This window comes from Moorena sp. SIO2C4 (assembly GCF_010672485.1).
Classification (GTDB): domain Bacteria; phylum Cyanobacteriota; class Cyanobacteriia; order Cyanobacteriales; family Coleofasciculaceae; genus Moorena; species Moorena producens.
The window spans coordinates 1-1,365 of the sequence record NZ_JAAHGN010001468.1; the positions used below are offsets into that span (position 1 = coordinate 1).

Sequence of the window (1,365 nt, forward strand, 5' to 3'; positions counted from 1 at the left end):
CTCTACTGATTTTTGTTCTGATTTTATCATTATTAAAGGGTGCATATTCAGCAGCGCAAAGTCAACAATAACCTGACATAAAATCTGGCAATTGTGACGTAAGCTATCAGCTATCAGCCATTGGCCGTAGGCCACTCTACGCGAACAGTTTATGCGCTACTTGAGGTGCTACTTGAGGTGGTTTTGAATAAAATAAGCACCTCAAGTAGCGTGAGCCTTTAGCTCACGGCTGACGGCTGATAGCTGATAGGTTACTGTCAAGCTTTGGTTAACTTTGCGAGATATTCTCTTTATTCTAGTCTGGAGTGCAGGGTTATAATCATGAAATGCGATCAGATTTATTGTGCCTGGATTCAGGATTCTCAAAACGCAGATCATTACGTCTGCCTAAAGTGCAATCGTGAACGCTATATCAACGAAAGTCGTCCTGGATCAGTAATCTTTGTTTGCGTAGCAATAGCTTTCATAGTTATTGCTCTGCTCAGCAATGATGGCGAGATTCAACATCCAGAAAATCAACACCGAGCAACTCAAATAGAGATGGGTCGAAAAAATCAAGTCCGATACCGGGACTTGTCGCCGACGGCTAACCTCTAGTACCTCTGCAAAATTCCCAGGGCTCTGGGAACAGGGAGGGTGGGAAGTGTGGGAAGTGTGGGGAAGAACGGTTGTGGTTTCCACGGGGCTTACGAGGTGCGTCGCGGTGTTCCGCACACAGCCCCTCCCCATTAGGGACAGCATCGCTACTATAACTAGTGCTATAGTAGCGATGCAATTTTCATCCATGGTTCTGAGATTACCAGAATCTGGTGGGGATTTTTTGCGATCGCGTAGCGGCTCAAAAGGAGCATCGCTTTTAGCGTGGCCTACGGCCAATCGCGTAGCGGCTCAAAAGGAGCATCGCATTTATAATCGTTAAAAACTTACCAGAAGGTAGACTAGCAACTTAGATAAAAACTCTTCAAAAGGGTAGAAATTGATTAAAGTTTTACGTGATCATTGGTCTAGGGTAATTGGAGTTAACTTTTTAGAAAAAGCACCAAAACCTCAAGTCTTGGGATTTAGGACTAAACCCGTCTCCATTTCTAGTAAAGTCAATCTCTTTTATGGCAAAAAAAAAGCAAGTTATGAAATTAACTTGCAACGGACTTAACCTGATATATTTTGGGAATTTTATTGGATTATCAACCAAATAATACCATTATCCTTTAATACCATTATTTGGCTTCTAGGTGCAACAGGTATCCGTGTAGGAATTGTGATAATTTGTTATGCCATATTGCTTAGTCCCAGATCCGCTGTTCCCTGTTCCCTTTGCTATACAGCTAATTCACACTTTCATATACTGTTCAATTCGATGCCCCA

At 42.5% G+C, this 1,365-nt stretch carries 2 protein-coding genes; both read left to right on the forward strand.

The genetic code is table 11. The annotated features are described in order from the left end of the window. Positions 1 to 321 precede the first annotated feature (321 nt). Positions 322 to 597 (forward strand): hypothetical protein, encoded by a 276-nt coding sequence (locus tag F6K20_RS38665; RefSeq protein ID WP_008184390.1) that lies wholly within the window; start codon positions 322 to 324, stop codon positions 595 to 597. 46 nt (positions 598 to 643) lie between these two features. Beyond that, positions 644 to 919, forward strand: coding sequence for a hypothetical protein (locus F6K20_RS38670; RefSeq protein WP_287298469.1), 276 nt, complete (start codon positions 644 to 646; stop codon positions 917 to 919). Positions 920 to 1,365: the final 446 nt, after the last annotated feature.

Bases quoted from the DNA above. Each gene is read 5' to 3' on its own strand.
- F6K20_RS38665 (WP_008184390.1), top strand. From the start codon at position 322: ATGAAATGCGATCAGATTTATTGTGCCTGGATTCAGGATTCTCAAAAC.